At 66.3% G+C, this 25765-nt stretch carries 17 protein-coding genes and 1 riboswitch; of the genes, 12 read left to right on the top strand and 5 right to left on the bottom strand.

Annotated elements, in window-relative coordinates; all coding sequences use genetic code 11:
• The first annotated feature begins 105 nt into the window (after positions 1 to 105).
• Positions 106 to 1938, top strand: coding sequence for a DUF8094 domain-containing protein (locus tag AC1X6S_RS03510; protein ID WP_483404409.1), 1833 nt, complete (start codon positions 106 to 108; stop codon positions 1936 to 1938).
• Positions 1935 to 2918, top strand: a complete 984-nt coding sequence (locus AC1X6S_RS03505; protein ID WP_483404408.1) for a tetratricopeptide repeat protein — start codon at positions 1935 to 1937, stop codon at positions 2916 to 2918. Before AC1X6S_RS03510 ends, AC1X6S_RS03505 begins: the two co-directional genes overlap by 4 nt.
• A 348-nt stretch (positions 2919 to 3266) precedes the next feature.
• On the opposite strand, the gene glgB is transcribed toward AC1X6S_RS03505, so the two are convergent.
• Both glgB and AC1X6S_RS03495 read right to left on the bottom strand, forming a co-directional pair.
• Entirely contained in the window at positions 3267 to 5453 is a 2187-nt protein-coding gene (glgB, locus tag AC1X6S_RS03500) for a 1,4-alpha-glucan branching protein GlgB (protein ID WP_483404969.1), read from the bottom strand.
• 371 nt (positions 5454 to 5824) lie between these two features.
• Positions 5825 to 7891 (bottom strand): alpha-1,4-glucan--maltose-1-phosphate maltosyltransferase, encoded by a 2067-nt coding sequence (locus tag AC1X6S_RS03495; protein WP_483404407.1) that lies wholly within the window; start codon positions 7889 to 7891, stop codon positions 5825 to 5827.
• 112 nt (positions 7892 to 8003) lie between these two features.
• Between AC1X6S_RS03495 and glgP the strand changes: the two genes are divergently transcribed.
• Positions 8004 to 10574: an alpha-glucan family phosphorylase gene (gene glgP / locus AC1X6S_RS03490; protein ID WP_483404406.1), complete on the top strand. Its 2571-nt coding sequence runs from the start codon at positions 8004 to 8006 to the stop codon at positions 10572 to 10574.
• Here the strand turns inward: glgP and ybaK are convergent.
• The gene (ybaK, locus tag AC1X6S_RS03485) at positions 10571 to 11062 is read right to left on the bottom strand and encodes a Cys-tRNA(Pro) deacylase (protein ID WP_483404405.1); all 492 of its coding nucleotides are present in this window, start codon (positions 11060 to 11062) and stop codon (positions 10571 to 10573) included. The genes glgP and ybaK overlap by 4 nt on opposite strands.
• 84 nt (positions 11063 to 11146) lie before the next feature.
• Positions 11147 to 13231 (bottom strand): glycogen debranching protein GlgX, encoded by a 2085-nt coding sequence (gene glgX, locus AC1X6S_RS03480; protein ID WP_483404404.1) that lies wholly within the window; start codon positions 13229 to 13231, stop codon positions 11147 to 11149.
• 60 nt (positions 13232 to 13291) lie between these two features.
• On the opposite strand from glgX, the gene AC1X6S_RS03475 reads away from it, so the two are divergent.
• The 3 genes from AC1X6S_RS03475 (at position 13292) to ligA (ending at position 18090) form a co-directional block, all read left to right on the top strand.
• On the top strand, positions 13292 to 14512 hold the full coding sequence (locus AC1X6S_RS03475) for a cysteine desulfurase family protein (RefSeq protein ID WP_483404403.1): 1221 nt from the start codon (positions 13292 to 13294) through the stop codon (positions 14510 to 14512).
• An 81-nt stretch (positions 14513 to 14593) separates the two neighbouring features.
• Positions 14594 to 15718, top strand: a complete 1125-nt coding sequence (mnmA, locus tag AC1X6S_RS03470; protein ID WP_483404402.1) for a tRNA 2-thiouridine(34) synthase MnmA — start codon at positions 14594 to 14596, stop codon at positions 15716 to 15718.
• Between the two features lie 86 nt (positions 15719 to 15804).
• Positions 15805 to 18090, top strand: coding sequence for an NAD-dependent DNA ligase LigA (gene ligA, locus AC1X6S_RS03465; protein WP_483404401.1), 2286 nt, complete (start codon positions 15805 to 15807; stop codon positions 18088 to 18090).
• 24 nt (positions 18091 to 18114) lie between these two features.
• Here ligA and AC1X6S_RS03460 read toward each other — a convergent pair whose 3' ends face one another.
• Positions 18115 to 19830 carry a long-chain-fatty-acid--CoA ligase gene (locus AC1X6S_RS03460; RefSeq protein WP_483404400.1) on the bottom strand — a complete coding sequence of 572 codons (1716 nt, stop codon included), beginning with the start codon at positions 19828 to 19830 and terminating at the stop codon, positions 18115 to 18117.
• Positions 19831 to 19928: 98 nt separating this feature from the next.
• Between AC1X6S_RS03460 and gatC the strand changes: the two genes are divergently transcribed.
• From gatC to AC1X6S_RS03430, 6 genes are all read left to right on the top strand, one after another.
• The gene (gene gatC, locus AC1X6S_RS03455; RefSeq protein WP_108391294.1) at positions 19929 to 20228 is read left to right on the top strand and encodes an Asp-tRNA(Asn)/Glu-tRNA(Gln) amidotransferase subunit GatC; all 300 of its coding nucleotides are present in this window, start codon (positions 19929 to 19931) and stop codon (positions 20226 to 20228) included.
• Positions 20228 to 21739: an Asp-tRNA(Asn)/Glu-tRNA(Gln) amidotransferase subunit GatA gene (gene gatA / locus AC1X6S_RS03450; RefSeq protein WP_483404399.1), complete on the top strand. Its 1512-nt coding sequence runs from the start codon at positions 20228 to 20230 to the stop codon at positions 21737 to 21739. The genes gatC and gatA overlap by 1 nt, the downstream gene beginning before the upstream one ends.
• Positions 21739 to 23253 carry an Asp-tRNA(Asn)/Glu-tRNA(Gln) amidotransferase subunit GatB gene (gene gatB / locus AC1X6S_RS03445; protein ID WP_483404398.1) on the top strand — a complete coding sequence of 505 codons (1515 nt, stop codon included), beginning with the start codon at positions 21739 to 21741 and terminating at the stop codon, positions 23251 to 23253. Before gatA ends, gatB begins: the two co-directional genes overlap by 1 nt.
• Before the next feature lie 49 nt (positions 23254 to 23302).
• Positions 23303 to 23896 (top strand): hypothetical protein, encoded by a 594-nt coding sequence (locus AC1X6S_RS03440; protein WP_483404397.1) that lies wholly within the window; start codon positions 23303 to 23305, stop codon positions 23894 to 23896.
• A 40-nt stretch (positions 23897 to 23936) separates the two neighbouring features.
• Positions 23937 to 25190 (top strand): DNA polymerase IV, encoded by a 1254-nt coding sequence (locus tag AC1X6S_RS03435; RefSeq protein ID WP_483404396.1) that lies wholly within the window; start codon positions 23937 to 23939, stop codon positions 25188 to 25190.
• A 75-nt stretch (positions 25191 to 25265) separates the two neighbouring features.
• A complete protein-coding gene (locus tag AC1X6S_RS03430; protein WP_108391289.1) occupies positions 25266 to 25625 on the top strand; it encodes a hypothetical protein in 360 nt (119 codons plus the stop codon).
• Between the two features lie 17 nt (positions 25626 to 25642).
• Positions 25643 to 25753, top strand: a riboswitch (TPP riboswitch).
• Positions 25754 to 25765: the final 12 nt, after the last annotated feature.

The raw sequence follows: 25765 nt of genomic DNA, 5'->3' as shown, positions 1-25765 counted from the left end.
GGGATCTCGGCTAGTCTGAAACGTCTGTGCCTGTTGCTTCCGGCCCGATGATGACCATAATTCGAGCGAAAATGCCCGTGCGGTAGCAGCAGAGAAGGAGATTTAGTGCGATTCGTACTCGCTATTCTGGCGTTCGTGGTTGCCGCGACAATGATTGTGCTCGGCATTGCCCAGCGCACCGTGTTCCTCGGCCCGTCAACCTACGGCATCGAGACCAGTGTCGACAGCGACCTTCCCTACACCGTGATTGACGGAGAAGTCCTCGTTTCCGAGGAAGGCCAGCAGTCGCTGACGGTCTCCGGCAGCGACACTGTTTTTGTGTCGTACGGCAGGACCGCCGACGTACTCGCCTGGCTCGGAGACGCCTCGTACAACGAACTCACCCTTGACGAAGAGAGCGGTGAGCTCGTCGACGCGGTTGTCGAGCCGGAGCCCGCTGACACGCCACAGGACGAAGCCGGTGAGCTCACCCCCGAGCAGGTCACCGCGCAGATGGCACTCGACGATCCACGCGGTTCCGATCTCTGGCTGGCCGAGCACTCGGAAGAGGGTGCTGTCGTCACGACCATCAATGTTCCGGAAGACATCAGCGTGCTGATCGCCTCGAACGGAACAGACCCTGCACCGTCGAATGTCGGTATTTCCTGGCCGCTGGATAACGCGACCCCGTGGGCCGGCCCCCTCATTGCCGGCGGCATCCTCCTCCTGATCGCCGGTCTCGTTCTGTACCTGCTCGGTATCCACCAGATGCGGAAGAGCCGTGGGCCTCGCCGAAAGGGCATCACGGCCGGACCCGGAATGGAGAAAATGCCCAAGGTGCCGAAGCCTTCGCGCTACAAGTCAGACAAGAGGCACGGAAGCGTCCCCCGCCGACAGCGCGCGCCGAAGAGGACAATGGTCGCGCTCATTCCTGTCGCGCTCGTCTCCTCCCTCGCGCTCAGCGGTTGCTCCGCCGGGTACTGGCCGGATTTCTCCAGCGACGAGACGCCGTCGGCCACACCGACGGAGGGCGAACTCGAGCTCGAGGCTGACGACCAGCCGGCCCCCGCCGTGACGACGCCCCAGCTTGAGCGCATCACAGCCCGTATCTCGACCGTCGCGTCCGAGGCAGATGAGGCGCTCAACGCGGACCTCGCCGCCACCCGATTCGTGGGGCCGGCGCTCGACGAACGCAAAGCGAACTACCTGATTCGTGCCAAGATCCCGGAGTACGCACCGGCACCGTCGATTCCCTCTTCGCCGGGCGGACTCACCCTGCCGCAGGCAACGGACACCTGGCCACGCACGGTCATGACCGTGGTGCAGGACGAAGCGAACCCGACGGCGGCTCCGACCGCGGTCGTTCTCGTGCAGGCGAGCCCGCGCGAGAACTATCACGTCGAATACGCCGTGCGCCTCGAGCCGCAGGCACAGATCCCAGAGGTTGCACCCGCGACGATCGGCGCTGCCCAGCTGCCGCCGGACTCCGCGTTCCTCCTCCTGCCGCCGAACGAGCTGGCCGCGGCTTACGCCGACATCATCACCAACGGAGACAACAGCGAGTTTGCGCCCCTGTTCAGCGGTGACGCGGACACACTCAGGGGAGTGATTGCCGCTGACCGTGAGGCCAAGAAGTCCGCTCTCCCGACGACGGCATCCATCGAGTTCTCCGTCGCTGCGGGCAACGCCCCAGCCATTGCGCTCGCGACCAACGACTCGGGAGCTCTCGTCTCCGTCGACATTGCCGAGAACGAGATTGTCAAACCGCTCGAGGTCGGTGCCAAGATTAAAACGACCGGCGCGGTATCGGCGCTGAGTGGAATCACAGAAACGGAGAAGGGCGTGCAATCGACCTACGGTGATCAGCTTTTGTTCTACGTGCCCCCGGCCGGGAGCACCGATCAGATCAGGTTGCTCGGCTTCAGCCAGAGCCTGACCGCCGCGGTGCAGCTGCCGTGAGCGGGGTCCAGCCAGGGCCGTCGCCCCTCAACAGTGCAGCACTCCGCGGCGCGGTCGACCTGTCGAGCCTCGTGAACCGTCCGGCACCAGGAGCCGCGGCGCCGGCAGCACCAGGTGTTCCCGGCGCGGCACAGGGCGACGGGGGCGGCGTGAACGTACCCGCTCTCGTGCTCGACGGTACCGACGAGAACTTCGCCCAGTTCCTCGAGATCTCGCAGCAGGTTCCCGTGATCGTCGACCTGTGGGCCGAATGGTGCGGGCCGTGCAAACAGCTGTCGCCGGTGCTGGAAAAGCTCACCGCCGAGTACGGAGGACGACTCCTTCTCGTCAAGGTTGACGTTGACTCGAACCCGCAGCTGGCGCAGGCGTTCCAGGCGCAGTCGATCCCGGCCGTTGTCGCCCTCATCGGTGGCCGCCCGTTGCAGCTCTTCACCGGGGCCATTCCCGAACAGCAGGTCCGCGCCATCTTCGAGCAGGTGCTCCAGGCGGCAGAACAGACGGGCGTCAACGCCGTCGCTGTTGCTGCCGGCGAACCGGTTGAAGAGGCCGAACCCGTTGAGCCGCCGCTTCCCCCTCTGCACGCCGAAGCGTACGACGCCATCGAGGCGGGGGACTACCCGCGCGCAATGGCCGCATACTCGAAGGCGATCGCCCAGAACCCCCTCGACAAGATGGCGGTGGCCGGACTGGCTCAGGTCAGCCTGCTCCACCGGCTCAACGGCAAGACCATCGAGTCGATCCGCTCCGCGGCCGCCGCGAAACCCAACGACCTCGACGCGCAGCTCGATGTGGCCGACCTTGACCTCTCCGGAGGCCACGTCGAGGATGCCTTCGACCGGCTCCTCACCCTCTTCGAGGCAGCGGGACCCGAGGATCGCACGGTCATTCGTACGCGGTTGCTCGACCTGTTCGAGGTCGTCGGCGTCACGGACCCCCGGGTCGGACGGGCGCGGGCGCGCCTGACGAACCTGCTCTACTGAGCCGGCTCCGAGCCAGCTTCACTGAGAGCACCCGTTCCGGTCGAATACACCCGTTATAACGGGTGTTCTCGACCGGAACGGGTGTTTTCGCGAGGGGACGGCGGTTGTGGCGTGGGGCCGCACACCACGCGGGGCAGCGCACGGGCCGGCGGACGAGACGTGTGACCTCAGCGCGAGCGCATCAGTTCCGGTCGAGAACATCCCGCGGAAGTGGTGCTTTCGACCGGAAGTGATGCTCTCGCGGTACGGCGGGCCCGACGACCGCGTGGCACGCCGGGCCCAACGAGAACGCGCCCCGCGCCGGTCACGGGGACCAGCGCGAGGCGCGATGCAGGGGTGCTGAGCGGCCTAGCGGCGAAGACGCAGCCAGATGCTCCCGAGCGGGGGCAGTGTCACCTCGGCGGAGGCGGGACGCCCGGCCCACGGTGTGTCCGTGGCCGTGACGGAACCCATGTTGCCGACTCCAGAGCCACCGAAGACTGTGGCATCCGTGTTGAGCAGTTCTTCCCACTCGCCGGCTTCTGGCAGACCGACCCGGTACGGGCCGACAGGTGCGCCGGAGAAGTTCAGCAGCACGGCAATGGCGTTGCCATCGTGATCGCGGCGGAGGAACGACAGCACGCTGTGCTCGGCGTCGCCCCCGTCGATGAGCTCGAACCCTTCCGGGTCGCTGTCGCGCGCCCAGAGGGCCGGGTTCTCCTTGTAGACGGCGTTGAGCTGTCCGACGAGGTTGAACAGGCCCTGGTGGGCTGGCTGGTCCAGGATCCACCAGTCGAGACCGCGTGCCTCAGACCATTCGGACGGCTGACCGAACTCCTGGCCCATGAACAGCAGCTGCTTGCCGGGGTGCGCCCACATGAAGGCGAGGAACACGCGAACGTTGGCCAGTTTCTGCCAGTGGTCTCCCGGCATCCGTGTCAGGAGTGATCCCTTGCCGTGCACGACCTCGTCGTGGCTGATCGGCAGGAGGAAGTTCTCGCTGAACGCGTAGACGAAGGTGAAGGTCAGTTCGCCATGGTGGTACTGGCGATACATGGGGTCTTCCTTCATGTACTGGAGGGTGTCGTTCATCCAGCCCATGTTCCACTTGATGCCGAAGCCCAGTCCGCCAGACGACGTCGGCCTGGTAACTCCGGGCCAGCTCGTCGACTCCTCGGCGATCATCACGATGCCTGGGTTGCGCTTGTACGCTGTCGCGTTCGCCTCCTGGAGCAGGCTGATGGCGTGGAGGTTCTCCCGGCCGCCGTGCTCATTGGGCACCCACTGGCCCTCTTCCCTCGAGTAGTCGAGGTAGAGCATCGATGCAACCGCGTCGACGCGAAGACCGTCGACGTGGAACTCCTCCAGCCAGTACAGCGCGTTGGCAACAAGGAAGTTGCGCACCTGGCTGTCGCCGAAGTTGAAGATGTACGTGCCCCAGTCCTTGTGCTCGCCGAGGCGCGGGTCTGAGTGCTCGTAAAGGGCCTGGCCGTCGAAACGGCCGAGCGCCCACTCGTCGGTGGCGAAGTGCCCTGGAACCCAGTCCATGAGCACGCCGATGCCGGCCTGGTGCAGCTGGTCGATCAGGTACTTGAGGTCGTCGGGGTGGCCGAAGCGGCTCGTCGGCGCGTAGTACCCGCTGATCTGGTAGCCCCACGAGCCGCCGTACGGGTGCTCAGCGAGCGGCATGAACTCCACGTGCGTGTAGCCGAGCGCGCGGATGTACTCGATCAGCGGCTCGGCAACCTCGCGGTAGCCGAGGCCAGGGCGCCACGATCCGAGGTGCATCTCGTAGATGCTCATCGGCCCGTCCTGCGGGTTGGTGCCCGCGCGACGCTCGAGCCACGCTGAGTCGTTCCAGGTGTGCGTGGATTCACCGACGACGGATGCCGTGAGCGGCGGGATCTCCGTGAACCTGGCCATCGGGTCGGCGCGCTGCACCCACTCGCCATTCGCGGTCAGGATCTCGAACTTGTACTTCGCGCCGGCGGCCACATCTGGAACGAAAAGCTCCCAGACGCCGGTCGGCCCCATGGTCCGCATGGCATGGGACAGGCCGTGCCAGCCGTTGAACTCGCCGATCACACGGACCGCACGAGCGTGCGGTGCCCACACGGTGAACGCTGTTCCCTCGACGGGGTCGCCGTAGGCGGAATGGGTCGTGAGGCGGGCGCCGAGCGCGTGCCACAGCTCCTCGTGCCTGCCCTCACCGATGAGGTGAAGGTCGAGTTCACCGATCGTCGGCGGGAAACGATACGGGTCGTCTGACGTCCAGGGTTCGCCGTCCTCGTACGTTGCGCGCACGCGGTAGTCGACGAAACCGTGAGCGTGAGTACCTGACCAGATGCCGCCGTGGAGGTGCTCGAGCTGCACCTCTTCTCCGGCGGAGAGGATGGCGGTGACCGACGAAGCGAACGGTCGGAGCACGCGGATGACCGACTCGGCTCCGAACGTGTGCTGTCCGAGGACCGCGTGCGGGTCGGGGTACGCACCGGCGGCGACAGCCTCGAGGACAGCGGTCTCGGGGACCGGAACCGGCGTGGCAGCCGGTGTCACGGCATCCGCCCTGGGCGGCACGACATCAGCGGCCGGGGGAGTGACAGTGCCGGAAACGGCATCCGTCTTCGGGGTGGCATCCGTCGGGGTGTCCGCGTCCGCGGGCTCCTGGGTCAGCGGCTTCTGGATCGCCGGCTCCTGGGTCGCGGGTTCCTGGGTCGCGGGCTCGCGGGGAGCAGCCTCCAGGGGCGCGGGTTCCGGGGTGGCGGGGGTCGCCGTCGCCGGACGCGCGGGGGTGACGGGCGTGACCGGCGACGCCGAACGCTCGGGCGTTACCGGTGCTGCGGGCGTGACCGGCGCTGCTGGCGTTACCGGTGTCCTGGGTGTTGCCGGGGGTACCGGCGTCTTCGGTGTCGGCGTGTTTGGGTCTGTCACTTGTTGAGCTCCTCAACGTGGAAGATGTGTACCGGTTCGACAAAGGCATCGAGCCGGACGAAGTTGTCGGTTCCCCACTCCCAGGCGTTGCCCGTGATGAGGTCCGTGACACGGTACGGCGTTCCCGGCGCGATGCCGAATGCCGTCGTGTCGAGGTGAACCATGGTCTCCCGCACCGAGTGCGGATCGACGTTGGCAACGACGAGGATCGTGTCAGGGGCACCGGTCGGTGTGAATGCACCGTCGAGGTGCTTGCTGTACACGAGGATGGAGTCGTCGTTGCTCGCGTGCAGGGTGAGGTTCCGCAGCTGCTGCAGCGCAGGGTGCGCCCGGCGGATCTTGTTCAGCATCCCGATGTAGACCGAGAGCGACTTTCCGGCCGCGTCGGCAGCGGCGAAGTCACGAGGCTTGTACTCGTACTTCTCGTTGTCGATGTTCTCCTCTGAGCCGGGACGGGCGACGTTCTCGAACAGCTCGAATCCGGAGTAGACGCCCCAGGTCGGAGCGGCGGTCGCCGCGAGGGCGGCACGGATGGTGAACGCGGCCGGTCCGCCGAACTGGAGGTACTCGGTGAGGATGTCGGGCGTGTTCACGAAGAGGTTGGGGCGGAGGAAATCGGCGGTCTCGCTGGAAATGCTCGTGAAGAATTCCTCGAGCTCTTCCTTCGTGTTGCGCCAGGTGAAGTAGGTGTAGCTCTGCTGGAACCCGACGCGGGCAAGAGCCTGCATCATCGCCGGGCGGGTGAAGGCCTCCGCGAGGAAGACGACATCCGGGCTCTCGGCGTTCACGGTCCCGATCAGCCACTCCCAGAACTCGACGGGCTTGGTGTGGGGGTTGTCGACGCGGAAGATCTTCACGCCGAGCGAAATCCAGTAACGGACGATACGGAGGACTTCGGCGCGGATGCCCTCGGGGTCGTTGTCGAAGTTGACCGGGTAGATGTCCTGGTACTTCTTCGGCGGGTTCTCCGCGTACGCGATGGAGCCGTCCGGCAGGGTCGTGAACCACTCGGGGTGAGTGGTCACCCAGGGGTGGTCGGGCGAGGCCTGGAGGGCGAGGTCAATAGCGATCTCGAGCTTGTGCCGCGCTGCCTGCTTGATGAACCAGGTGAAGTCGTCGACGGTGCCGAGGTCGGGGTGGATGGCGTCGTGTCCGCCCGCGGGCGATCCGATGGCCCATGGCGAACCCGGGTCGTGCTCACCGGGGGTGAGGGAGTTGTTGGGGCCCTTGCGGAATGACGTGCCGATGGGGTGGATCGGGGGCAGGTATACGACGTCGAAGCCCATGTCTGCGACGGGTCCGAGGCGTTTCGCGGCGGTCCGGAACGTGCCCGACTGCCATGAGCCGTCCGCGCGCTGCTTCGCGCCTTCCGAACGGGGGAAGAACTCGTACCAGGCGCCGAGTCCGGCCCTGGCGCGTTCCACCCGGATCTCGGCGGTCTCTGATTCGCTCGCGATGCCGCTGATCGGGCGAACGCTGACGATGCGCTCGATCTCGGGGTCGGAGAGCACGGCGAACCGCGCGGCGTCATCGATCGAGGTGTCGAGCAGGAGCTCAGCCGCTGTGGCGAGTGCATCGCGCTCACGTACCGGGCGGTTTTTGTCCTTTGCGGCGCCGACGAGGAGCTCGGCACCCATGGTGTACATGAGCTCGACGTCGATGCCTGCGGGAATCTTGATCTCAGCGTTGTGCTGCCATGTTGCCCACTCATCGGCGTATGCACGCACACGGAACGTCCACGTTCCCTGCGAGGTGACCTGCGCGAGTGCGGAGTAGTCGTCGAGTCCGACGGTTACGAGCTGCATCGGATGCCGTGTCGTGCGCCCGGAAGGATCGGTGAGCAACAGCTCAACCCCGATGCTGTCGTGACCCTCGCGGAATGCCGTTGCCTGGAACGGGATGACCTCGCCGACGAAGCCTCGTGCGGGCCACCGGCCACAGGAGACGACGGGTGAGATGCCGAGAACGGGGATGCGACCGATTCGGGACACGGGAGCTATGGATTTAATGTTTGCTGCAGTCGGGGCTGTCGCCGCCGCCGCGCTGGATGCTTTCTTCGCCACCCCCCGACCGTACCGCGAATACACGATCGACGAGGAGCCTTGACCAAACCGTCACAAGCTAATACGGCCCACTGCTAACGCCCGAAGTGCTCGCTCACCTAGGCTGAAACGCGTGAAGGCCATTCGACGATTTACTGTACGCCCCGCACTCCCTGAGCGGCTCGCCGCACTCGAGGCGCTCGTAGGGAATCTCCGCTGGGCGTGGCATCTGCCGACGCAACAGCTGTTCTCTGAAATTTCACCCGGCGCGTGGCGGGACTACCAGCACGATCCGATGAGCCTGTTCGGCGAGATCGGGCAGGAGCGAATCGACGCACTCGCCGCCGACGATGCGTTCGTGCACCGGGCAAACACGCTCAGGGATGACCTCGATCGGTACCTGCACGAGCCGCGCTGGTACCAGGGCATCGAGGGAGAGAAGCCCGGGCTGATCGCATACTTCTCACCGGAGTACGGCATCGCCGCCGCACTGCCGCAGTACTCGGGCGGACTCGGCATCCTCGCGGGTGACCACCTCAAGAGCGCCTCCGACCTCGGCGTCCCGCTCGTCGCCGTCGGACTCTTTTACCGCGCCGGTTACTTCAGCCAGTCGCTGTCGCCCGACGGCTGGCAGCAGGAGACGTATCCGGTTCTCGATCCGGACGGACTCCCGCTCCGGGTGCTGCGCCAGCCAGACTCGAGCCCCGTCGTGATCACCCTGAGCCTCCCCGACGATCGCGTCCTGAGCGCTCGGGTCTGGGTCGCTGCGGTTGGCCGGGTGACACTGCTGCTGCTCGACACCGACATTCCCGAGAACACCGACGACCTCAGCCGGGTGACCGACCGCCTGTACGGCGGTTCAGAAGAGCACAGGCTGCAGCAGGAGCTCCTCCTGGGTATCGGCGGGGTGCGCGCTATTCGAGCCTGGACAGAGCAGACCGGAGTCGGGCAGCCCGATGTCTTCCACAGCAACGAGGGGCACGCCGGTTTCCTCGGGCTCGAGCGGATCGGCGACCTGATCCGTGGCGGGCTCAGCTTCGACGAAGCCCTCCAGAGCGTTCGGGCCGGAACCGTCTTCACCACTCACACCCCTGTCCCTGCCGGCATCGACAGGTTCTCGGCCGACCTGGTGAGGCGCTACTTCGACGCCGATCTTCTCCCCGGCGTATCGGTCGACGACATCCTCGCGCTCGGAAGCGAAACCGGAGCTCCCGGCGGCGCGTTCAACATGGCCGTCATGGGTCTTCGACTCGGGCAGCGCGCCAACGGGGTGTCGAAGCTGCACGGCAAGGTGAGCCGCGGCATGTTCTCGTCGCTCTGGCCCGGATTCGACCCGGAGGATGTCCCGATCACGTCGATCACCAACGGTGTCCACGCCCCCAGCTGGACGTCACCCGAGCTCACGGCGCTCGCCGAGGCCACCTGGGGTAACCCGGAAACCGCGCACGCCGACTGGACCAGTCCCCAGCTGTCGACCGCGGCCCTGTGGGAAACCCGCAACGTCATGAGAGCGGAACTCGTCGCCGACGCCCGACGCCGGGTGATCAGGGCGTGGAACGAGCAGAACCCGGGAGGGCTCGCACCGAACTGGCTCTCAACGATCCTCAACCCCGATGTCCTCACTATCGGTTTTGCGCGGCGCGTTCCGACCTATAAGCGGCTCACCCTCATGCTCCACGACACCGACAGGCTGAAGCGGCTCCTCACCGACCCCGACCGCCCGGTTCAGATCGTCATCGCCGGCAAGTCTCACCCGGCAGACGAAGAGGGAAAACGGCTGATCCAGAAGGTGGTCGAATTTGCGAGCGACCCCGAGGTTCGCCAGCGCATAGTATTCCTGCCCGACTACGACATCTCGATGGCGCAAAAGCTCTATCCAGGCACGGACATCTGGCTCAACAATCCGCTTCGGCCCTTCGAAGCATGCGGGACGAGCGGGATGAAGGCGGCGCTCAACGGAACGCTCAACCTGTCGATCCTCGACGGCTGGTGGGATGAGTTCTTCGACGGGGAGAACGGCTGGGCGATTCCTTCCGCCGCCACAACGGATCCGGTCGAGCGGGACCGGCTCGAGGCAAACGCCATGTACGAATTGATCGAGCACCAGATCGCCCCGCTGTTCTACGAGAGGAACGAGTCGGGAGACCCCGAGCGGTGGCTCGGGCATGTCAGGCACACCCTCGCCACCCTGTCTCCGCAACTCACCGCGGACCGGATGGTGCGACAGTACGTGACCGAGCTCTACGTTCCCGCGTATTCAAGCCAGGCCGTTCTTCGCCACGACGGCTATCGTGCCGCTCGTGCGCTGGCCGAGTGGAAACGACGCGTTCGAGCGGCGTGGCCCGACGTCGCCATCGTTCACGTGGAATCCGGTGGGCTCGACGCGACACCCCAGGTGGGCGACGAGCTGCGGCTTCGTGCGACGGTTCGCCTCGGCACGCTCTCACCGGATGACGTCGCCGTGCAGGTCGTCTACGGGCAGAGCAAAACGGGGGACGACGAGCTCCACGACACCCGCACGCGCGACCTGGAGATCGAGATCGACCCGGACAGGCCCGCTGACCAGTCGGACGGCACCAGCCTCTTCACGGGCTCGGTGCGGCTCAGGCGGCCAGGCGGGTTTGGGTACAGTGTCCGGATCGTGCCGAAGAACGAGCTGCTCGCCAGCCCCGCAGAACTCGGCTTGATCAGTACCGCCAGCTAGCTCCTGGCGATCGCCCGGAGCTCACCGTCGGTGACCGCGACGAGGTCGCCCGGGGTGAGCTCGATGTCGAAGCCTCGCCTGCCACCCGAGACGAAAACCGTCTCGTGGGTGGCGGCCGCGGAGTCGATCACCGTGACGAGTCGCGACTTCTGGCCGATCGGACTGATTCCGCCGACGACGTAACCGGTCTTGCGTTCGGCGAGGCGGGGATCCGCCATCACGGCTTTCTTGCCCCCGACCGCCGCGGCGAGTGCTTTGAGGTCGAGCTGGGCAGCGACGGGAACGACGGCGACGACGAGAGAACCGTCGACGTCGGCGAGGAGCGTCTTGAAAACCCGCGTCGGCGGAACCCCGAGCGCGGTGGCCGCTTCGAGGCCGTACCCGGTGGCTGCGGGGTCATGAGCGTACGGATGAGGCGTGAAAGGGATGCCTCTGGCCAGGAGCGTCGCCGTCGCGGGCGTCTGTGCCGATTTCTCCTTGCGGGCCACGGTGTCTCCTTGCGTCAGCATCTCCGGGTGTCAGTGTCTCCCGGCCAGTGTCTCCAAGCCAGTGTCTCCGCACCAGTGTCTGCGTCAGTCGCGTCTTTCGTCGCTCACTTCGCCGCCGTCATCGGAGACCGCCAGGAACAGTTGCATCGATGTTGGGGCTATCTCGATTCTGTCCCCTGGCGCCGAGCTGACGGCATCCGTCACCGGTGTTTCATCGTTGCTTCGCCAGAGAAGTTCATACCGTGAGACCTCCGGATGCCGGGGGAGTGTCACCGTCGTGCCGTCCTCGACCCCGTGGATGATCAGGAGAATCCGGTTGAAGTCTTCGAACTCCGGCGTCGAGGACGCCACGTACTGCAGGGTGCGGTTGCGTGCGCTCTCCCAGTCGTCGGCGCTCATGGTGTTGCCGGACGCGTCGTACCAGTCCATCTGGTTCGCACTCGGAATCACCTCTCCTGAGCGTCCGAATCGGGTCGGCCGCAGGGCCGGATTCTGCCGCCTGAGTTCGATGAGTCTCTTCGAGTGTGCGAACAGGTTGCGCTGCCAGCCGTCGACGGGAGAGCCGAGCCAGGTCAGCTCGGAGTCGTGGCAGTACGCGTTGTTGTTTCCCCGTTGGGTACGCCCGAATTCGTCACCGGCCGTGATCATGGGGATGCCGGCCGAGAGCAGCAGGGTGCCGAGCAGGTTGCGCATGGCCTTCCTGCGGGTGGAGAGAATCGTCACGTCGGCGGTCGGGCCTTCGGCACCGTGGTTGAACGACCGGTTGTTGTCCGTCCCGTCGCGGTTCGATTCGCCGTTGCCGATGTTGTGCTTGATGTCGTACGACACGAGGTCAGCGAGGGTGAACCCGTCGTGGGCGGTGATGAAGTTGACGGACGCGAGCGGTCCGCGGTCGGGTGAGAAGGTGTTGCTTGACCCCGCGAGTCGCGTCGCGAAGCCGCCGATGCCGACCGGCGCCTGGCTCGCCCTCCGTGCGTAATCGATGTCGGAGAGCCAGAAGTTCCGGGCGCGGTCACGGTACCTGTCGTTCCACTCGCTCCAGCCGCGGGGAAAGTGCCCCGTCTGCCAGCCGCCAGCGCCGACATCCCACGGCTCGGCGATCATCTTCACCCCGGCGAGGGCCGGGTCGGTGATGATGTCGTTGAGCAGTTCGGAGTGAGCGGAGAACTCGTGGTTCGCCTCCCGCCCGAGCGTCACGGCGAGGTCGAACCGGAAGCCGTCGATCTGGAGGTCGTTCGCCCAGTACTTGAGCGAGTCGAGCACCAGCTGGCGCGCGGCGGGATGTGCGGTGTTCACGCTGTTGCCGCAACCCGTCACATCGATATAGGTGCCGTCGGCGGTCTGCCGGTAGTACGCGTCGTTGTCGATTCCGCGAAGGCTCGTTGTCGGACCCTTCCTGCCCTCCTCAGCCGTGTGGTTGTACACAACGTCGAGGATGACCTCGATACCGGCCTCGTGCAGAAGCCTGACCATGCCCTTGAACTCACGGAGAATGGCATCCGGACCTTCAGCCTGTGCCGCCTTGGACGCGTATGGCGGATGCGGGGTGAAGAAGTTGAGGGTGTTGTAGCCCCAGTAGTTGACGAGGCCCTGCCTGACGAGCCGTTGCTCCGAGGTGAACGCGTGGACGGGGAGGAGCTCGACACTCGTGACGCCGAGGTCCTTCAGGTACCCGATCGTCGCCGGGTGGGCGATGCCGGCATAGCTTCCGCGAAGGTGCTCGGGTATCGAGGTGTTGAGCTTGGAGATGCCCCGGCCGTGCGCTTCGTAGATCACCGTGGCGTCGAGGGGGACCTTCGGTTTTTCGACTCCGCCCCAGTCGAAGGTGCCGTCAACCACGACGGACTGGTATTGACCGGGAGCGATCCGGACGAGGCCCTTCGAGTATGGCTCGATGAGAAGCGTTGAGGGGTCGAAGGCGTGAGTCGGACCCTCTGGGCCTGCGGCGCGAACCGCGTATCGCGTGCCGACTTTCAGCGATCGCGTCCGAACCGACCACACATCGGAGTCTCCGCGTTCGAGGGGCAGAGTCTTCGTGACCCAGGTGGGATCCTTGGGGTCGAACAGCACGAGCTCGAGCTGCTGGGCGGAAGCGGACCACACCCTGAGCTCTCCACCGTGCGAGGTCAGGTGCACTCCGAGGGAGCGCGGTGCGCCGGCAGAAGTCATGCGATCTAGAGTAGTTGGGTACGGGTTTCGTACGTGAATCGTCACCGGGAGGGAGAACCCATGGTTGTCTACCTCGACCACGCGGCGACGACGCCGATGCTCCCCGAGGCAATCGACGCATACACGGATGCCATGCGCCAGGTCGGTAATCCTGCCTCCATTCACTCGCAGGGACAGTCCGCGAAACAGATGCTCGAGGAAGCCAGGGAAGTCATCGCGCGATCGCTGGGCTGCGACCCGATCGAGGTTGTGCTGACCTCGGGCGGCACTGAGTCCATCAACCTCGCGCTCAAGGGCATTTACTGGAAGCGCAACGCCGACGCGCAACGCCCGGTCATTCTCGCCCCCGGCGGCGAGCACCACGCCACCATCGACACGCTGGAGTGGCTCCAGGCGCACGAGGGTGCGTCGCTCGAGTGGCTTCCGCTCGACGAAAACGGCTGGCTCTCACCCGACGTCGTCGAGCGTGCGCTCGCCGAACACGGTGACCGGGTCGCCCTCCTCACCCTGCTCTGGGCGAACAACGAGGTGGGGACCATTCAGCCCGTCACCGAGATCGCGACGCTCGCTGCGGCATCCGGAGTGCCGATGCACGTCGACGCCGTCGCGGCATACGGATACCTTCCGGTCGACTTCGGAGCGGTTCGGCGCGCGTCAGGCAGCACCGGCGACACCGGACTCGTGGCGCTGAGTGTCTCAGCGCACAAGATCGGCGGCCCTGTCGGCATTGGCGCCCTCGTCGTTTCGCGCTCGGCGCACGTTGAACCGCTGCTGCACGGCGGGGGTCAGCAGCGCCAGGTCCGTTCCGGGACCCAGGATGTCGCGGGCGCTGTGTCGTTTGCTGTTGCGGCCCGCGCGGCCGACGAGCGTCTCGCCAGCGAAGCTGATCGTCTTATGGCGCTGCGCGACCGGCTCATCTCCGGCATCCTCGACGCTGTCCCGTCGGCGAAGCTCAACGGGCCGACCGGGCAAGGACGGCTGCCGGGCAACGCGCATTTCGCCTTCCCGGGATGCGAGGGCGACTCGCTGCTCTTCCTTCTCGACATGGCCGGGGTCTCGGTCTCGACCGGATCAGCGTGCCAGGCCGGAATCCCCGAGCCGTCGCACGTGCTGAGGGCCATGGGGCGCGACGAACTCGAGGCTCGGGGCGCACTCCGGGTTACGCTCGGGCACTCGACAACCGAAGCGGACGTCGATGCCCTCCTCGCTGCCATCCCCGCGGCATACGCCCAGGCCGCGCGCGCCGGACTGGCCGACCGGAAGACCGTGCTCGGCGCATAGGCCCGACCCGCTGCCTTGCAGGGAACCGCGTCTGGGCAGCCCGACAGGCCCTATCCAGTCGAGGGCGCGTAGACTGTTCCGGTGAAGGTTTTAGCAGCTATGTCAGGCGGGGTGGACTCCGCGGTCGCCGCAGCGCGTGCGGTCGAAGCGGGTCACGAGGTCGTCGGCGTGCACCTGGCGCTGAGCCGGATGCCCGGTACGCTGCGCACCGGGAGCCGCGGGTGCTGCACCATCGAAGACTCGATGGACGCACAGAGGGCCGCGAACATCATTGGCATCCCGTACTACGTGTGGGACTTTTCCGAGCGGTTCAAGCTCGATGTCGTCGACGATTTCATCGCCGAGTACACGGCAGGCCGGACCCCGAACCCCTGCATGCGGTGCAACGAGAAGATCAAGTTCGCCGCCCTGTTGGAGAAGGCTCTCGACCTGGGCTTCGACGCGGTCTGCACCGGCCACTACGCCACGATCGTGATGGATGCCGACGGCAACCCTGAACTTCACCGCGCGAGCGCGTGGGCGAAGGACCAGAGCTACGTGCTCGGCGTGCTTACTGCCGAGCAGATCGCACACTCGATGTTCCCCCTCGGCGCTACGCCGTCCAAGGCCGAGGTTCGAGCCGAGGCTGCCGCGCGGGGATTCAGCGTGGCGAACAAGCCGGACAGCCACGACATCTGCTTCATCCCCGACGGCGACACCCGTGGCTGGCTCGCCGATCGCGTCGGTGCCGAGAAGGGCGCGATCCTGGACCGGAACGGAACAGTCGTCGGCTCGCACGAGGGCGCACAGGCGTTCACCGTCGGCCAGCGTCGCGGACTCAACCTCGGCGTGCCAGACCCGGGAGGTCGACCGCGCTTCGTGCTCGAGGTTCGGCCGAAGACCAACGAGGTCGTCGTCGGGCCGAAGGAAGCTCTGGCCATCGGTGAGATCGCCGGGTCGCGGTTCACCTGGGCAGGACGCGCACCCGAGCACCGCGACCTGGCATTCGAGTGCGACGTGCAGATCCGCGCGCACGCAGACCCGGTGCCGGCCGTCGCCGTCGTGCAGCCGAACGCCGAGACCGGCGAGCCCGAGCTGATGATCCGCCCGCACACCCCGCTCGACGGTGTCGCGCCAGGACAGACCGCTGTCGTCTATGTGGGTACCCGCGTGCTCGGGCAGTGCACCATCGACCGCACGGTCAGCGCGGTTCCGGCCGACGCCTGAACCGTCGCGCAGCGAGGTGTGGGCTGAGCCCCGCTGTAGCGCGCAACCCTTCCGCCGGTGTCTGTGCCTGTCCCTAGACTGGTTGGGTGACAGAAAGCATCGAGACGCAGGGCACACGCGACGACCTTGAGACGGCAGCGGCTGAAGCCGCCGACCTGACCACACGCATCCTCGAACTCCGCGACGCCTACTACGAGCGAGACACCTCGCTCGTGTCCGACGCCGAGTACGACGCCATGATGCACAGGCTCGAGCAGCTCGAGCATCTCTTCCCCGAGCTGCAAACGCAGGACAGCCCGACCCAGACCGTCGGCGGTCGCGCGCAGGCGTCGCTCTTCGATCCGGTCACCCACGTGGAACGGATGCTGAGCCTCGACAACGTCTTCTCGGCCGATGAGCTCCGCGCGTGGAGCGAGCGGGTTGAGCGCGCGTCAGGCCGGAAGGTCCACTACCTCACCGAGCTCAAGATCGACGGCCTCGCCGTCAACCTGCGCTACGAGCGGGGTCGGCTCGTGAGCGCCGCGACCCGCGGTGACGGCGTCGTCGGCGAAGACGTCACCGAGAACGTCGCCGCAATCTCCTCCATCCCCGAGCGCCTCAGCGGGACCGGGCATCCAGACCTGGTCGAGGTCCGCGGCGAGATCTTCTTTCCCGTCGAATCGTTCCGTGAACTCAATGAACTGCAGCTCGCCGCTGGCGAGAAGGTCTTCGCCAATCCCCGCAATGCAGCGAGCGGCAGCCTCCGGCAGAAGGCAGAGGGCAAGAACGCCGCCCAGCTCACGCTGATGAAGAACCGGCTGGGCCGGCTGCGGATGCTCGTTCACGGTGTCGGGGCGTGGCCGAACCCGCCCGTTGCCGCGCAGAGCGAGGTCTACGACCTCCTCGCGGGCTGGGGACTGCCGACCTCGACCCATTACCGGGTCTTCGACGACATCGACGGGGCCGTCGGCTTCATCGACTATTTCGGTGAGCACCGGTCGAGCGTCGAGCACGAGATCGACGGCATCGTCGTCAAGGTCGACGAGCTCGCGCTGCACGACGAACTCGGTGCGACGAGCAGGGCCCCGAGGTGGGCGACGGCATACAAGTACCCGCCGGAGCAGGTCAACACGAAACTACTCAACATCGTCGTCAGCGTCGGCAGAACAGGGCGGGCCACCCCGTTTGCACAGGTCGAGCCCGTGCGCGTTGCCGGCTCGACGGTGAGCCAGGCGACGCTGCACAACCAGGACGTGGTCAAGGCGAAGGGTGTGCTCATCGGCGACACCGTCGTGCTGCGCAAGGCGGGTGACGTGATCCCGGAGATCCTCGGCCCCGTCGTCGAACTGCGCGACGGCTCCGAGCGCGAGTTCGTGATGCCCGAGCGCTGTCCATCGTGCGACACCCCCCTCCGTCCGGCGAAAGAGGGCGATAAAGACCTCCGCTGCCCCAACTCCCGGTCGTGCCCGGCGCAGGTCAGGGGTCGGGTCGAACACGTCGGTTCCCGTGGCGCCCTCGACGTCGAGGGACTCGGAGAGGTTGCGGCTGCCGCGCTGACCCAGCCGCTCGAACCGACACGACCACCGCTCGCCGATGAAAACGGCGACGTCTCCGAAGCGCGATTGTTCGCGATGACCATCGCCGACCTGTTCCCGGTCGAGGTGACCGTGATCGACATCGAGACGGGACTGCCGAAGCTGACCGACGACGGTGCTGTGAAGCGGGTTACTCCGTTCCGCCGCCGCAGGGCGAAGAAAGACGGCCCGTTCGACCCCGACTCCGAGGTGTTCAACGGCGACGAGTTCTCCGTGCCGTCCAAGGGTGCACTCGAGTTGCTCGAGAACCTTGCAGCGTCCAGGACCAAACCGCTGTGGCGGATCCTCGTCGCCCTGAACATCCGGCACGTCGGCCCTGTCGCTGCCCGGGCTCTCGCGAACTACTTCGGGTCACTCGACGCGATCCGCGCGGCGACCCGCGATGAACTGGCCGAGACTGAGGGTGTTGGCGGCATCATCGCCGACGCGGTCATCGACTGGTTCGAGGTCGACTGGCACAAGCAAATCGTCGAGGAGTGGCGAAGGGCAGGCGTCCAGTTCGCGACACCGGGGCACCCCGGCCCCGGCGCCGCTGGCAACGAAGACGGCGTCCTCGCCGGGCTCACGGTCGTGGCGACCGGGTCGCTCGAGGGCTTCACCCGAGAGGGCGCCCAGGAGGCGATCATCGCCGCCGGTGGCAAAGCGGCATCGAGTGTGTCGAAGAAGACGGACTTCGTCGCTGCAGGACCGGGCGCAGGGTCGAAGCTCGGCAAGGCCGAGGAACTCGGCCTCCGGATCATCGACGCTGAGCAGTTCGCCCTGCTGGTGTCGAAGGGACCCGCCGCACTCGACGAGTAACCGGGGTCGTCGCCTGGGCGCTTCCTAAACGGTCGGGAAGGACCCTGTCTTGCCCGATTCCTTCTCGAGCAGGCGCTCCCTGACCTGTTTGCGCAGCACCTTGCCGATGAGCGAGGTGGGCAGTTCGTCGATGAACATGATGCGCCGCGGCACCTTGTACGGCGTGAGGTTGTCCCTCGCGAACTGGCGGATCGACTCGCGGTCGGGCTTTTCGCCAGCCTTGAGCATGATCGCAGCGACGACGTCCTCGCCCGAGTGCGCGCTCGGCATACCGACGACAGCAACATCGGCAATGGAGGGGTGCAGGCGCAACGTGTTCTCCACCTCGGTCGGCGCGACGTTGAACCCGCCGGTGATGATGAGTTCCTTGATCCTGTCGACGACGGTGACGAAGCCGTCGCTGTCCATCGAGACGATGTCTCCCGTGCGGAACCAGTTGCCGACGAAGACGGCACTCGTCTCCTCCGGCTTGCGGTAGTAACCGGAGAACACCTGTGGCCCGCGAACGATGAGCTCGCCTGGCATGCCCGGCTCAACGTCGACTGTCGGGTTCTCGGGGTCGACGATCCTGATTTCGGTGCTCGGCAGGGGGAGGCCGACGGTCCCGGCCTTCCGGCCGTCGGAGACCGGGTTTGCCATGAGCACCGGCGAGCACTCGCTCAGGCCATAGCCCTCGATGAGGTATCCGCCGGTTGCAGCTTCAAACGGCACGACGAGGTCGTGGGGGAGGGCCATGGCGCCGGTGATGCCGATCTCGAGTCCCTCAAGCGACACATTGGTCTCGATCGCTCGCTTGAGGAGGCGGTCAGCGATCGGCGGGACGGCGGGCAGGAAGGTCGGCGGATGCTTCTTCGCGGCTTTCAGCACAAGGTCAGGGTCGAACTTGGGGAACAGGACCAGCCGTGCGCCGAGGCTCATCGCGAAGGTGAGGCACAGCGTCAGGCCGTAAGCGTGGAACATCGGCAGGACCGCGTAGATCGTGCAGCCGACGTGGGTGATCGTCGGGGTCCACGCCCTGGCCTGGACGGCGTTCGCGAGAAGGTTCGCGTGGCTGAGCACGGCGCCCTTGGGGAGACCCGTCGTTCCCGAGGTGTACTGGATGATCGCGACGTCGCCGGACTCCGGGCGCGGGTGCTCCGGATCGATCGGACGGGAGGACAGCAGGCTCGACCAGCTGATCGTGCCGCTCGTCTTCGCGGTGAGGGCGTCTCGTGACGCACGGGCCTTCGCGATCGGCAGGGTCAGCGCCACGCGCATTCCGAATGGCATGCTCCGGGTGATGTCGACGTCGATGAGCGAGTCGACGGCGATGTCGCCGGGGAAGTCCTGAACCGTTGCGACCACTTTGTTCCACACGATGGCGACCTTCGCACCGTGATCCTCGAACTGGTGCCTCAGCTCGCGTGGAGTGTAGAGCGGATTGTGCTCGACCACTATCGCGCCGAGGCGCAGGATCGCGTAGAACGCCACGATGTGTTCCGGGCAGTTCGGCAGCACGATGGCCACGGGGTCGCCCTTCTTCACGCCGAGGCCACGGAGCGCTTCTGCGACACGCTCGATGGACTGCAGGAGTTCGCGGTAGGTCGTTGTTGCGCCGAAGAACTCAAGGGCAACGAGCGACGGGTGCTTTTCGGCGGAGAGGCGGACCAGGTCGCCGAGGCTTCCGTCCTGAACCGGGATGTCGAATGGGACGTCCGGTGCGTAGTTGGCAAGCCAGGGACGTTCGGTGGTATCGGTCACTCGGCATATTCTAATCCCGCGGGCTCACGGGCGACGAGCCGCAGCGCACGCTCCCAATACAATGGAGGGACACCCCAGTACTTATATGACGGAGACCCATGTCTGAAATTTCTGAGGAGCAGGTGGCGCATCTGGCGAACCTCGCCCGAATTGCCCTCACTCCCGAAGAGATCTCGAGTCTCACGACCGAGCTCGACCAGATCGTCGACAGCATCGCAAAGGTGCAGAAAGTCGCCACAGACGACGTTCCGGCGACGAGCCACCCTGTCCCGCTCTCCAACGTCTTCCGCGATGACGTCGTCGGTGACACGCTCACCATCGAACAGGCCCTGCAGAACGCGCCGGAACAGGCAGACAACCGGTTCAAGGTCTCAGCGATCCTCGGGGAGGAGCAGTAATGAACGACATCATCAGAATGACAGCTGCCGACCTCGCCGAGAACCTGCAGAGCGGCGCAATCAGCGCTGTTGACGCGACCCAGGCGCACCTCGATCGCATCGAGGCCGTCGACACCGACGTGCACGCCTTCCTCGCCGTGAGCGACACCGCACTGGCGACTGCCCGTCGCATCGACGAACGCCGCGCGGCCGGCGAAGAACTCGGCCCTCTTGCCGGGGTTCCGCTCGCCGTCAAGGACGTGCTCGTCACCACCGACATGCCGTCGACCTCCGGCAGCAAGATCCTCGAGGGGTACATGTCGCCGTTCGACGCGACAGTCGTCCGTCTCTCCCGCGAGGCCGGCCTGATCCCCATCGGCAAGACCAACATGGACGAGTTCGCCATGGGCTCGTCGACCGAGCACTCCGCATACGGGCCCACCCGCAACCCCTGGGACCTCGACCGCATTCCCGGTGGGTCTGGCGGTGGCTCGGCTGCCGCCGTCGCCGCTTTCGAGGCTCCGCTCGCGCTCGGCAGCGACACCGGCGGTTCCATCCGTCAGCCCGCGCACGTCACGGGCACCGTCGGCGTCAAGCCGACCTACGGAGCCGTCAGCCGGTACGGCGCCATCGCCCTCGCATCATCGCTCGACCAGGTCGGACCCGTCACCCGCACCGTGCTCGACGCCGGGCTCCTGCACGACGTCATCGCCAAGCACGACCCCAAGGACTCGACGTCCCTCACCGACGCCTGGCCGTCGATGGCGGATGCCGCGCGGTCGGGCGCACGCGGGGAGGGCCTCGCCGGTCTCAAGGTCGGTGTCGTCAAAGAGCTCTCCGGCGACGGCTTCCAGGCCGGAGTGCAGAGCCGGTTCGAGGAAACCGTCGCCATGCTCACGAAGCAGGGCGCCGAGGTCGTCGAGGTGAGTGCGCCACACTTCGAGTACGCCGTTGCCGCGTACTACCTCATCCTCCCCGCTGAGGCGTCGAGCAACCTCGCCAAGTTCGACTCCGTCCGGTTCGGCATGCGCGTGCAGCCTGAGGGCGGCGGAACCGTCGAGCAGGTCATGGCGGCCACCCGCGAGGCCGGATTCGGCCCAGAGGTCAAGCGCCGCATCATCCTGGGTACCTACGCCCTGAGCGCCGGTTACTACGACGCCTACTACGGCAGCGCCCAGAAGGTCCGAACGCTCATCCAGCGCGACTTCAACGCCGCGTTCGAGCAGGTCGACGTCCTCGTCACACCGAGTGCGCCGACGACCGCCTTCAAATTCGGCGAAAAGCTCGCGGACCCGATGGCGATGTACCTCAACGACATCACCACCATCCCGGCAAACCTGGCCGGAATCCCCGGCATCAGCGTTCCGATCGGACTCGCGCCGGAAGACGGACTGCCGGTCGGCATCCAGGTCATGGCCCCGCAGCGTGAAGACGCCCGTCTCTACCGCGTTGGTGCGGCAATCGAAGCTTTGCTCGAGCAGCAGTGGGGTCACACGTTGATCTCGCAGGCTCCGGCACTGGGAGGAAAATAATGGCGAAAGACGCCCTGATGGACTACGAGAAGGCGCTTGAGCTGTTCGAGCCGGTGCTCGGCTTCGAGGTCCACGTCGAACTGAACACCAAGACGAAGATGTTTTCGTCAGCGCCGAACGAGTTCGGCTCCCTGCCGAACACGAACGTCTCGCCGGTGTGCCTCGGGCTGCCCGGCTCGCTTCCCGTCGTCAACGGACAGGCCGTCCGCTACGCGATCAGCCTTGGTCTCGCCCTGGGCTGCTCGATCGCGCCGTCGTCGCGGTTCGCCCGGAAGAACTACTTCTACCCCGACCTGGCCAAGAACTACCAGATCTCGCAGTACGACGAGCCCATCGCGTTCGACGGGTCCGTCGATGTCGAGCTGCCGAACGGCCGCCTCGTCACCGTGTCGATCGAACGTGCGCACATGGAAGAGGACGCGGGCAAGCTGACCCACGTCGGCGGGTCGACCGGCCGGATCCAGGGTGCCGAGTACTCGCTCGTCGACTACAACCGTGCCGGCGTTCCGCTCGTCGAGATCGTCACAGACATCATTTACGGCGCCGAAGCGGATGCCCCCGAGCTGGCCAAGGCGTACGTTGCGACAATCCGTGACATCGTCACGAGCCTCGGAATCTCCGACGCGAAGATGGAGCGGGGCAACCTGCGCTGTGACGCCAACATCTCGCTGCGCCCCCGCACGCCGGAGGGCCAGCCGCCCGCCCCGCTCGGAACGCGCACTGAGACAAAGAACGTCAACTCGCTTCGGTCGGTCGAACGGGCGATCCGCTACGAGATCCAGCGCCAGGCGCAGGTGCTCGCCGACGGCGGGACCATCATCCAGGAGACCCGTCACTGGCACGAGGACACCGGCCGCACGAGCGCCGGCCGTCCCAAGAGCGACGCCGACGACTACAGGTACTTCCCCGAGCCCGACCTGCTGCCGGTCGAGCCGAGCCTTGAGCTCATCGAGGAACTGCGTGCAGCGCTCCCCGAGCCTCCTGCCGCGCGCCGCCGTCGGCTCAAGGCCGAGTGGGGTTTCACCGACCTCGAGTTCCAGGACGTCGTGAACGGCGGGCTCCTCGTCGAGATCACAGCGACTGTTGCCGCCGGTGCGAAGCCAGCAGCGGCACGCAAGTGGTGGACAGGGGAGATCAGCCGGATCGCCAACGTCCAGGGCACCGAGGCATCCGCCCTCGTCTCACCGGAGAACGTTGCCGCACTCGCCGCGCTCGTCGAGGACGGCACCCTCACTGACAAGCTTGCGCGCCAGGTCCTCGAGGGCGTCATCGCGGGGGAGGGATCGCCGCAGGAGGTCGTCGACGCCCGCGGGCTCGCTGTCGTCTCCGACGACGGTGCCCTGATCGCGGCCATCGACGACGCGCTCGCGTCGCAGCCCGACGTGCTCGCGAAGATCCGCGACGGCAAGGTCCAGGCGGCAGGCGCCGTCATCGGTGCTGTGATGAAGGCCATGAAGGGCCAGGCGGACGCGGCGAGGGTGCGGGAACTCGTTCTCGAACGCGCACAGGGCTAAGGGCGTTCGTCACCTGTAAACCTGAAAACTCTTCAGGTACGATCAGCCCATGCTGGTCGAGGGTTCGATTCGCTGGCAGATTACAGAGGATTGCCCGAGGGATCTGCTCCTCGCGCTTGCCCTGAGAGACCTCGCGGGTCTCTCGCGTGAGTGCGAGGCGCAGGTGCCTCGAGTCATCCCTCCGCCAGCCGGGGTTGCCCTGCCCGATATCGACAGGGTCGCACTTGCCGCGCAGTGGCGCGGGTGGTGGGCCGGCATCGTGCGCAGGGAGACCCGGCCGTTCATCAGCCAGGTTCGCCCGCCGCATTTCGAGGTGTTCGATCGCGCTCTCGAACTGCAGGACCTCGTGTATGCCTGTTACGACACCGTCACGGCCTGGGTCGAGTCCCGCCACGCCGAATACCTGATGGCGGTGAAAGCGAGAGAACATCCACTGGGAGACGCGTACCAGCTCGTGCAGAGGCGGCAATTCGAGCTCCGCAGGCAGACCACGTCCTTCAGGCTCGACCTCGAGGTGATTCCCGTCGCTGAGCCGGGAGCCTGGGTGGTTGCTCCGGACACCGTGATCATTTCCGAGTCGCTCCGTGACGATCCTGAGGCATTCCGGGAGTGGCTCAAGCCGGTCGTGATCGCCCTGGTCTGACCCGGCATGGCGTGGCCGCAAAGCTGGGAGAATAGAACCCATGAGCAGGCAGGACGGCAGCGCACGACAGGTCACGCGAGGTGACGTCGACGACACCGGCGCAAGCATCCTGCACATTGACATGGACGCATTCTTCGCGTCGGTGGAGCTGCTGGACCACCCCGAACTCCGCGGCAAGCCGGTGATCATCGGGCATCCGGAGGGCCGGAGCGTCGTCACAAGCGCCACCTACGAAGCACGGCGATTCGGCGTGACCGCTGCGATGCCGGTCTCGAAGGCGATCAGGTTGTGCCCGCAGGCAACGATCCTTCCTCCGCACCACGAGCGGTACACCGAATACTCTCGCCAGGTCATGGCGATATTCCGGGATGCGACCCCGCTCGTCGAGCCGCTGAGTATCGACGAGGCGTTCCTCGACGTGTCGGGGGCGAGGCGGCTGATCGGTTCGCCCGCTGTCGTCGGTCAGCACATTCGTGAGCGGGTGCGCCGCGAGACCGGGCTGACCTGCTCGGTCGGTGCGGCTGCAACCAAGTTCGTGGCGAAAGTCGCCTCAGGGCGCGCCAAACCGGATGGACTCCTCGTGATTCCGCCGGCCGAGACGCTTGCGTTCCTGCATCCGCTACCGATCCGGGCGCTGTGGGGAGTCGGAGCAAAAACGGAGGAGGCCCTGCAGCGGCTTGGCCTGTCGACGGTCGGTGACGTCGCCGATACACCGCTCGCTACCCTGACCAGAGCGGTCGGAGAGGCCACCGGCGTCAAGCTGCACGAGCTCGCACACGGACGTGACGCCCGCCGCATCGTGACAGCGACGTCGGAGAAGAGCATCGGGCACGAGGTCACGTTCGACGTCGATGTCACAGACCCGGCACGCGTCAGGCTCGAGCTGCTCCGGCTGGCCGACCAGGTGGCCGTACGGCTCAGGAAAAGCGGCGTTTCCGCGAGAACCGTCGCGATCAAGGTGCGGTTCGAGGACTTCACGACGGTGACCAGGTCGCGCACGTTCGCCGAGCCGACGAACGTCGGCAGGCGTCTTTTCGAGGGCGCGAATGACCTGCTCACCGTCCTCGGCATCGACGGCAGGGCGATCCGCCTCATCGGGGTTCGCGCGGAACAGCTCACCGACGAACAGGATGCCGTCGCCGCGCTGTGGGACCCGGACGAGGAGTGGCGAGAGGCGGAGACAACCATCGACTCGCTTCGCGCGAGGTTTGGTGGCCAGGCCGTTCGACGCGCGTCCCTCCTGGGCAGGAAGGGAAACGACACAGCGGGCGGGACGCGGGCTCCGGCGCCGTGACGCCGGGCACCTGACTCCCGCGCGCGCAGAAAGCAACCCTTGGCGCGTCTCTCCTGCGGCCGGTAGCGTGTTGGCATGACAAATCTCGCGTTGGAAATGGCAGACAGGTTCAAGTCAATCGGAGTGACCTCCGTCTACGGTGACCCGGTTGAGGTCGACGGGGCGAAGCTCGTTCCCGTCGCACTCGCCTGGTACGGCTTCGGAGTCGGTGAGGGCGAGGGGGAGGGCGACACAGCGTCGTCGACCGTGTCGGGCAAGGGCACAGGTTCCGGTGGCGGAGGCGGCGGGTTCGCGCTTCCGATCGGCGCCTACCTCAAGACGAGCACCGGCCTGCGCTTCGAGCCGAACGTCGTGTCGCTCATGGCCGTCGGCATCCCCTTCGTGTGGGCCGTCGGCAAAGCGCTCGCGTTTGTCATCAAAGCACTGAAGAAGTAACGTTCGGGCTATACTCGCCTGAGTAACACGGGAGTCCGGTGAACCGGGCTGAGAGGAAGATTCCATAATCTTCGACCGTCGAACCTGATCTGGGTCATGCCAGCGCAGGGAGGCCTTCATCTCGCTACCCGTGCCCTGTT

Source organism: Mycetocola sp. Y442 (genome assembly GCF_056898615.1).
The sequence above is the reverse complement of the archived record's forward strand: the minus strand, read 5'-3'. Positions and strand labels throughout refer to the sequence as shown.

Coding starts and splice junctions, on each gene's coding strand:
- AC1X6S_RS03435 (WP_483404396.1), top strand. CDS start 23,937: ATGAGCAGGCAGGACGGCAGCGCACGACAGGTCACGCGAGGTGACGTC.
- gatB (WP_483404398.1), top strand. CDS start 21,739: ATGGCGAAAGACGCCCTGATGGACTACGAGAAGGCGCTTGAGCTGTTC.
- AC1X6S_RS03440 (WP_483404397.1), top strand. CDS start 23,303: ATGCTGGTCGAGGGTTCGATTCGCTGGCAGATTACAGAGGATTGCCCG.
- gatC (WP_108391294.1), top strand. CDS start 19,929: ATGTCTGAAATTTCTGAGGAGCAGGTGGCGCATCTGGCGAACCTCGCC.
- glgX (WP_483404404.1), bottom strand. CDS start 13,231: ATGACTTCTGCCGGCGCACCGCGCTCCCTCGGAGTGCACCTGACCTCG.
- AC1X6S_RS03475 (WP_483404403.1), top strand. CDS start 13,292: ATGGTTGTCTACCTCGACCACGCGGCGACGACGCCGATGCTCCCCGAG.
- gatA (WP_483404399.1), top strand. CDS start 20,228: ATGAACGACATCATCAGAATGACAGCTGCCGACCTCGCCGAGAACCTG.
- AC1X6S_RS03430 (WP_108391289.1), top strand. CDS start 25,266: ATGACAAATCTCGCGTTGGAAATGGCAGACAGGTTCAAGTCAATCGGA.